Genomic DNA, 7,607 nt, shown 5'->3' on the forward strand with positions numbered 1-7,607 from the left:
CCCTTAGGCGGGCAGCAGGATCAAACGCTGAACAGCCCTCAGGTGAGACTGTGCTGAAACTGTAAAAGGGAGATTTGCGACGTGGCTAAGTGCTTGAAAATATGGTGGGCGATGCAGGGATTGAACCTGCGACCCCACCCGTGTGAAGGGTGTGCTCTCCCGCTGAGCTAATCGCCCGTCCGAGGCCTTAAGGGCCGAACGTTCGGGCGATATAGGGGAGGGCTGGGAGTCGTGTCAAGGCGACTTTAGCGACTTGCTGCGTCAATCAGCTTTTGTGCCATGCCAAGCGTCAATTCGTCATAGTGCGAGATGATCACCGAAGGCTCGAATTCACGCACGTGGCGCTCGGTGTAGCCGAAGTCGACGGCCACCACGGGAATTCCAGCTGCCTTGGCCGTATCGATGTCGGTAACCGAATCGCCGACCATCACGGCGCGCGACACGTCGCCGCCCGCCTTGGCGATGGTTTCAGTCAGGTGCCTGGGGTCGGGCTTGCGGATGCCGAAGGTTTCAGGGCCGGTGATGGCAGCGAAGCGGTCGGACAGCCCAAGTGCCCCGATCAGGCCCATGGCGAGGCTTTCGTATTTGTTGGTGCAGACAGCGAGCAGGTAGCCTGCCGAAGCGAAGCGATCCATGGCTGCAACCACGCCAGGGTAAGGCAGCGAGCGGCCCGGAATGTTTGCCGTGTAATGGCCGAGGAAAATGTCATGCAGGCGGTCGTGCTCGGCGGCAGCCAATTGCTTTTGCTGCGAGGTGTAGGCGCGTTCGATCATCACCCGGCCACCTTGGCCGACGAAGCGACGGAAGGCGGTGTCGTCGACTTCCGCAAGACCGCCGGCAACCAGCGTGTGGTTCAGGCTGTCGAGCAAGTCAGGAGCGGTATCGACAAGGGTTCCGTCGAGATCGAAAACGATGATCGGTTTGGACATGGCTCGCTTTCACAGGTTTATACGTCGCAGAGGCGATAGCCCCGGGCCTGCCATGGCGCAAGCCGGAGGTCATAAAGCCTTTGACCCAACGGGCAAAAATGGTAGGAGCCAAGCCTGATATTCGAGGATTTTGCGAACAATCATGGATGCCAAGGCTTTGAAAATCGAGGCGGCACGCGCCGCCTTGGGCTATGTCGAGAGCGGAATGCGCCTCGGCATCGGGACCGGTTCGACGGCTGAGGAGTTCGTCAGACTGTTGGCCGCGAAGGTTGCCGCCGGCATGCAGGTCATCGGCGTGCCGACGTCGGAGCGCACAGCTGCGCTTTGCCGCGAACTATCGGTGCCGCTGTCGACGCTTGAGGAGACGCCCGAACTCGACCTGACCATCGACGGTGCCGACGAGATCGATCCCGCCCTGACGCTCGTAAAGGGCGGTGGCGGTGCGCTGCTGCGCGAAAAGATCGTGGCTGCCGCCTCGGCGCGCATGGTCGTCATTGCCGACGAGACCAAGCTGGTCGACACGCTTGGTCGTTTCCCACTGCCGATCGAGGTCAATCCGTTCGGCCTCAAGGCCACCGAAATCGCCATTGGCAAGGCGGCTGCGAAGCTTGGTCTTTCGGGGCCGCTCGTGCTGCGTAAAGTCGGCGGCGAGGCCTTCGTAACCGACGGTGGACATTTCATTATCGATGCATCTTTTGGCCGCATTCCCGATACAAGAGCGCTTTCCGATGCCCTGCACGCCATCCCCGGCGTGGTGGAGCACGGTCTCTTTCTGGGTCTGGCCACCGTTGCCGTCATCGCCGGCTCGGATGGTGTCAGAACCGTCCATCCGACCCGCTAAACAGGAGTTCTATTCATCATGATTTTGACAAACCGGCTTCGCCGCTTCTCCGTCATGGTGGCGGCTTCGGCATTCGCGGCCGTCGCATTCTCGGCCCAGGCCCAGGAAATCGGCGAATCCCACATCAAGGCAGCGCACGCGGCGATTGCTGCGATCCACGCGACCGACAGCTTTGATGCGATCCTGCCGCAGGCTGCCGCTGCCCTTAAGCAGCAGCTTATCCAGCAGAACCCCGACATGCAGGAAGTGATCACCAAGACCGTCGATGAAAAGACGCTGGCCATGGCCTCCCGCCGCGCCGACCTGGAGCGTGAGTCGGCACTTGCTTATGCCAAGGCGTTTTCCGAGCAGAACCTCACCGACATTGCTGCCTTCTACAATTCCGAAGCTGGCAAGAAGCTGATCGAGAATGGTCCGATCGCCTCGCGTGAATTGGTCAAGGCCGCTGAGATCTGGCAGAACGGCATCGCCCGTGATCTCTCCGAGCAGGTTGGCGAGCAGCTGAAGGCAGTCATGGGCACCGCGGCCCCGGCTGTAACGGACGGCGCGGCCCCTGCTGAAGGCGCTGCACCGGCCGCACCCAAGAACTGATCAGCCGCGACCAACGGTCACGATCCAGGAGCCCGGCAATTGCCGGGCTWTTCTTTTGGCGCTGCTGCCACTACCTGTGCCCCAACCACATCGCATCCAAGGCGATGCGCAGTTTCAAAGACTTAGAGCGACCTTTGCGCGCCATCGCGCGTGCGCTGCTCTAACCGCAGGAAGGACATCATGGCCCAGTACGACTACGATCTCTTCGTCATCGGCGGCGGCTCGGGCGGCGTGCGCGCCGCGCGCGTTGCAGCGGCCCTGGGCAAACGCGTTGCATTGGCCGAAGAGTTCCGTTTCGGCGGCACCTGCGTCATTCGCGGTTGCGTGCCCAAGAAGCTCTATGTCTACGCCTCGCAGTTCCCCGAGCATTTCGAAGACGCTGCCGGCTATGGCTGGACCGTTGGCGAAGCCAAGTTCGACTGGGGCACGCTGGTCGCCAACAAGGAGCGCGAGATTTCGCGGCTTGAGGCGATCTACAAGCGCAATGTCGAAGGCTCTGGCGGCGAAACGATCCAGTCGCGGGCCGTTCTCGTTGACAGCCACACCATCCGGATCGAGGCGGAAAACCGCACTGTGACCGCTGACCAGATCCTGATCGCCACCGGTGGACGGGCCGCTGCGCACCCGGCACTGCCGGGGCATGAACATTGCATCTATTCCAACGAGGTCTTCGATCTTCCTGTTCTGCCCAAGGCGATCATGATCGAAGGCGGCGGCTACATCGCCGTCGAATTCGCCAACATCTTCCACGGGCTCGGCGTTGAAACGACCCTGGTCTATCGCGGCAAGGAAATCCTTAGCCGCTTCGACATGGACCTCAGGCGCACCTTGCATGAGACGATGGAGCAGAAAGGCATCAAGATCCTGCTGCATTCCGTTTCGCAGGAAGTGGTCAAGCGCAGCGACGGTCGGCTCGATGTCAAGCTCAGCTCAGGCCAGTCGCTGACTGTCGACCAGGTGCTTTTGGCCATCGGCCGCACGCCCAACACCGAAAACCTCGGCCTCGAAGCTGCCGGCGTGGCGATGGACAGGGCAGGCGCGATAGTCGTTGACCGTCTGTCGCGGACCAACGTCGAGAATATCTGGGCAGTCGGCGACGTCACCAATCGCGTCCAGCTCACGCCTGTCGCGATCCATGAGGCTATGTGTTTCGTTGAAACGGCGTTCAGGAACAATCCGACCGAGCCTGATCACGATTGCGTGGCGACCGCCGTGTTTTCGCAGCCCGAGATCGGCACAGTAGGCCTGTCCGAAGACGATGCGGCCAAGCGCTTCAGGCATCTCGAAATCTACCGCACCAGCTTCCGCCCGATGCGCCACACGCTTTCGGGACGCCTGGAAAAGATGCTGATGAAGCTGGTTGTCGACGGTGACACGCGGCTTGTGCTTGGCGCTCATGTGCTCGGCCCCGACGCCGGCGAAATGGCGCAGCTGCTGGGCATCACGCTCAAGGCGGGACTGACCAAGGACGACTTCGATCGTACCATGGCGGTGCACCCCACGGCCGCCGAAGAACTGGTAACGATGTACAAGCCGACCTATCTGGTGAAGGACGGCGCGCGCGTCGACAGTTGACGCTGCGGCCTCCTGGAACCTTCCGCAGGGAAACGTTCGATCTCGGGCATGTTCCGGGGTAGATTAGGGGCTCCTCATCGTGTAAGGAGCCGCGTTCCCGCAATGGCGGGCTATGGCGCGGGTGAGGTGCCCGTTAGCGAACTTTTTAGGTGCGAACATGACGAAATGGTCACCGAATTCCTGGAGAAGCATGCCGATCCAGCAGGTCCCGGCTTATCCGGACTTTGCGGCGCTCGCAGAAACGGAAGCCCGTCTCGCAACCTTTCCCCCCTTGGTTTTTGCAGGTGAGGCGCGCAAGCTGAAGAAGCAGCTTGCTGCCGTCGCCAATGGCGAAGCCTTCCTGCTCCAGGGCGGCGATTGCGCCGAAAGCTTTGCCGAACATGGCGCCGACAACATCCGCGATTTCTTCCGCGTCTTCCTCCAGATGTCGGTCGTGCTGACCTTCGCCGGCGCGCAGCCGGTGGTGAAGGTTGGCCGCATCGCCGGCCAGTTCGCCAAGCCGCGTTCGTCCGACAACGAGACCAAGGGCGATGTGACGCTGCCGAGCTACCGCGGCGACATCATCAACGGCCCTGCCTTCGACGAGAAGTCGCGCGTGCCCGATCCGGCGCGCCAGGAGATGGCTTACCGGCAGTCGGCTGCGACGCTGAACCTTCTGCGCGCCTTCGCTCAGGGTGGCTATGCCAGCCTTGAGAACGTGCATCAGTGGATGCTCGGCTTTGTGTCGAACAGCCCGCAGGGCGAGCGCTACGAGGCACTGGCCAACCGCATCACCGAGACCATGGATTTCATGCGTGCGGTCGGCATCACGTCCGAGACCAACTACGCGCTGCGCGAGACCGATTTCTACACCAGCCATGAGGCACTGCTGCTTGGCTACGAGCAGGCGCTGACCCGTGTCGACTCGACCTCGGGCGACTGGTACGCGACGTCCGGCCACATGATCTGGATCGGCGACCGTACGCGCCAGCCCGATCATGCCCATGTCGAGTACTGCCGTGGCGTCAAGAATCCGCTCGGTCTCAAATGCGGTCCGTCGCTGACGCCTGACAGCCTGCTGAAGCTGATCGACCTCCTCAACCCGGAAAACGAGGCCGGCCGTCTGACCCTTATCGCGCGCTTCGGCCACGACAAGGTTGGCGATCACCTGCCGAAGCTGATCCGGGCCGTCGAGAAGGAAGGCCGCAAGGTCGTTTGGTCGTGCGACCCGATGCACGGCAACACGATCACCGCTGCCGGCTACAAGACGCGGCCTTTCGACCGTATCCTAAGCGAAGTGCAGAGCTTCTTCGACATCCACCGCTCCGAGGGCACGCACCCAGGCGGCATCCATGTCGAGATGACCGGCAACAATGTGACGGAATGCACCGGCGGCGCCCGCGCCATTTTGGCGGAAGAGCTGCAGGATCGCTACCACACCCATTGCGACCCGCGTCTCAACGCCGACCAGGCGATCGAGCTCGCTTTCCTGGTTTCGGAACTGCTCCGCAAGAGCGCGCCGACGCCGGCGAAGAAAGCCGTCAACGCCTGATCCGCAAACCGGGTTCAATGAATCAAGAAGGCGCCGGTTTCGATCGGCGCCTTTTTCAATTCCGCTGCCAGCGCATGCGCTGAAGGCGTGGATCGGCCGCGAAGGTCGTTCGGTCAAAGCCGATACGGATTTCGGGGTATTCGCAGATGGCCTGGACGCCGGACTGGCCGAGGCGAATGCGCCAGGTCTGGCGCTCCACGGGTGCGGGTTTTGCAAAGACCCGGCAGGTGAGCAATGCGACATTGGCACCGCCGACGGGGTCGCGCACAGAGTGGTAGCGGATTGCCTCGCAGCCGGCCTCGCGGGCCGTATCGGCCAGTTGCTGGCAGGCTGAATAGTCGGTCGGATGCGTCCAGGCTGTTGCGTCCTGAGCAAGTGGCGGAACGGTCAGGTCGGTGGCACGAGGTGTTTTGATGGCTGCTGAAAACGCGGTGTATTCGGCTGCGTCGCTCGGCCAGGGTGTATCGGGCGACTCCGAAAAGAACAGCAGCCGGTAAAAGGCCATTTCCGAAACCGCGGTTTCCACCGTCTCTGCCGCGTAGTAGACGCCGAGTGTCTTGCCGGCGCGGCGGAAACGCGAACCGCTGGGATAGTTCGAGCCGTAGCGGAACGGCGTTGCCAGGAGATAATGCAGGTGCCGGCATTCGAGCGGGACGACCGGCTTGGTCGCCTCGATCAGTTCTTCGAGAGCTGCTTGCTCATCGAGGTCATCGACGAGCTTCAAGGTGGAGACACGGTGTTGTGCCTCGACCAGCCGCCAGCAGCGGCCGTCGAGGGAGCGCGCCTCAGATGAGAGCGCGGCGGGCGTCCAGATAGGCAATGACATCGACAAGCCCGGCTATGGTCACGATTTTTTCGAGCGGCACAGCACCAAGTGCCGTATTTTCGTTGCGCAGCCATTCACGGGCTATCGGTTCGTCGCCGCCAACAATCGCGTCGAGCGAGCGAAACAGGCGGACAAACAGCACAGCGAGCTCAAACGGTTTGCTCCCGGCGTCCAGCGCGAATTCCTGCTTGCGCATGCGCGAGACKGTGGCTTCGGACACGCCGATGATGGAGGAAAGCACCTTGGCGGTGATGCCAAGCAGGTCGGCTGCGCGCAAGGTCGCCTTGGTGATGACTRTGCCGGGCGCYGTGGCCGTCTCTGATCCTGGATGACTTCGCATCGAACTCTCCATTTCTCTGGCAAATATAGTCCAGAAACATTCCTATGGAAAGAGATGGGCGTGGCGAAGGCGAGCCTCGCGTCAATCCTTCTTGTAAAGCATCCAGTTCTTGCCCTGGCGTTCGGCGATCGTCGAGTAGCGGGTGACGCGGTTGCGGCCGATCAGCTTGGATCGGTAGAGCGCGCGGTCAGCCTTGGCATAGAGGTCTTCCGCACTCTCGGCGTCGGATGCCATGCACACGCCCATCGAAACCGTCACCTGGCCGCAATTCACGCCCGGCTGAATTTCCTTGAGTTGCGTCTGCGCAACCAGCAGGCGAACGCGGTCGGCGATCTCGTAGGTGGCTTCCTCAGTGGTGCCCTCGACGATCAGCGCGAACTCCTCGCCGCCGGTGCGGGCCACGAACATGTCGCGATGAACGCTGGACTGGAAGATGCTGGCGATGATGCGCAGGATCTTGTCGCCGACCGGATGGCCGTGCCGGTCGTTGATGTCCTTGAAGCGGTCGATATCTGCAAGGATTAGGGCACTGAACAGGATGCCCTTGTTATCGTTATAGATCTTGGCGATCCGCCGGTCGAAGGCACGACGATTCCAGATGTGGGTGAGGGGATCGGTATCAGCGAGCTTCTTGTACTCTTCGAGCTTCGATTTGACGCTTTCGAGTTCGCTTGACTTGTCGCTGAGCGTGCTGGCCACTTGCTTGCCGTGGTCGATGGTAGACGCAGTTGCCACCGACATGACGCCAACGATCTTTTGTAGCAGTTCCTGCGACATGGCAGTGCGGCTGTTCAGCCCGCTCGATGTCTCGTCGAGCACCTTGCCATAGCGCTCCAAGTGGGTGCGCTCGTTGCGCAGCAGGCTTGCCACGCCTTCGAGTTCGCGGGCAAGCACTTCACGTGCGTGCTCGACGATTCCCTGGCCGTGATTCTGAGCGAAGAACTTCTGGCCAACCAGATCGAGCTGCTCCTGAG

At 61.6% G+C, this 7,607-nt stretch carries 8 protein-coding genes and 1 tRNA gene; 4 read left to right on the plus strand and 5 right to left on the minus strand.

The annotated features are described in order from the left end of the window. Positions 1-102 precede the first annotated feature (102 nt). Both AC1DUU_RS17670 and AC1DUU_RS17675 read right to left on the minus strand, forming a co-directional pair. A tRNA-Val gene (locus AC1DUU_RS17670) sits at positions 103-177 on the minus strand. Positions 178-245: 68 nt separating this feature from the next. Continuing rightward, entirely contained in the window at positions 246-929 is a 684-nt protein-coding gene (locus tag AC1DUU_RS17675; protein ID WP_476784710.1) for a phosphoglycolate phosphatase, read from the minus strand. 142 nt (positions 930-1,071) lie between these two features. Between AC1DUU_RS17675 and rpiA the strand changes: the two genes are divergently transcribed. From rpiA to AC1DUU_RS17695, 4 genes are all read left to right on the plus strand, one after another. Then, positions 1,072-1,770, plus strand: coding sequence for a ribose-5-phosphate isomerase RpiA (gene rpiA / locus AC1DUU_RS17680; protein WP_476784711.1), 699 nt, complete (start codon positions 1,072-1,074; stop codon positions 1,768-1,770). A gap of 18 nt (positions 1,771-1,788) precedes the next feature. Then, positions 1,789-2,361 (plus strand): DUF2059 domain-containing protein, encoded by a 573-nt coding sequence (locus AC1DUU_RS17685; protein WP_476784712.1) that lies wholly within the window; start codon positions 1,789-1,791, stop codon positions 2,359-2,361. 180 nt (positions 2,362-2,541) lie between these two features. Then, positions 2,542-3,936, plus strand: coding sequence for a glutathione-disulfide reductase (gene gor / locus AC1DUU_RS17690; RefSeq protein WP_476784713.1), 1,395 nt, complete (start codon positions 2,542-2,544; stop codon positions 3,934-3,936). A 157-nt stretch (positions 3,937-4,093) separates the two neighbouring features. Further along, positions 4,094-5,467: a class II 3-deoxy-7-phosphoheptulonate synthase gene (locus AC1DUU_RS17695; protein WP_476784714.1), complete on the plus strand. Its 1,374-nt coding sequence runs from the start codon at positions 4,094-4,096 to the stop codon at positions 5,465-5,467. 55 nt (positions 5,468-5,522) lie between these two features. Here the strand turns inward: AC1DUU_RS17695 and AC1DUU_RS17700 are convergent, their stop codons facing one another. The 3 genes from AC1DUU_RS17700 to AC1DUU_RS17710 all read right to left on the minus strand — a co-directional run. Further along, the gene (locus AC1DUU_RS17700) at positions 5,523-6,293 is read right to left on the minus strand and encodes an RES family NAD+ phosphorylase (protein ID WP_476784715.1); all 771 of its coding nucleotides are present in this window, start codon (positions 6,291-6,293) and stop codon (positions 5,523-5,525) included. Then, complete coding sequence (locus AC1DUU_RS17705) at positions 6,253-6,633, minus strand: antitoxin Xre/MbcA/ParS toxin-binding domain-containing protein (RefSeq protein ID WP_476784716.1); 381 nt, start codon at positions 6,631-6,633, stop codon at positions 6,253-6,255. The genes AC1DUU_RS17700 and AC1DUU_RS17705 overlap by 41 nt, the downstream gene beginning before the upstream one ends. Positions 6,634-6,714: 81 nt before the next feature. Continuing rightward, positions 6,715-7,607: GGDEF domain-containing protein (locus AC1DUU_RS17710; protein WP_476784717.1), on the minus strand; the 893-nt coding region annotated here is incomplete at its 5' end.

It is taken from the genome of Aminobacter sp. P4_H6_2, assembly GCF_056400805.1.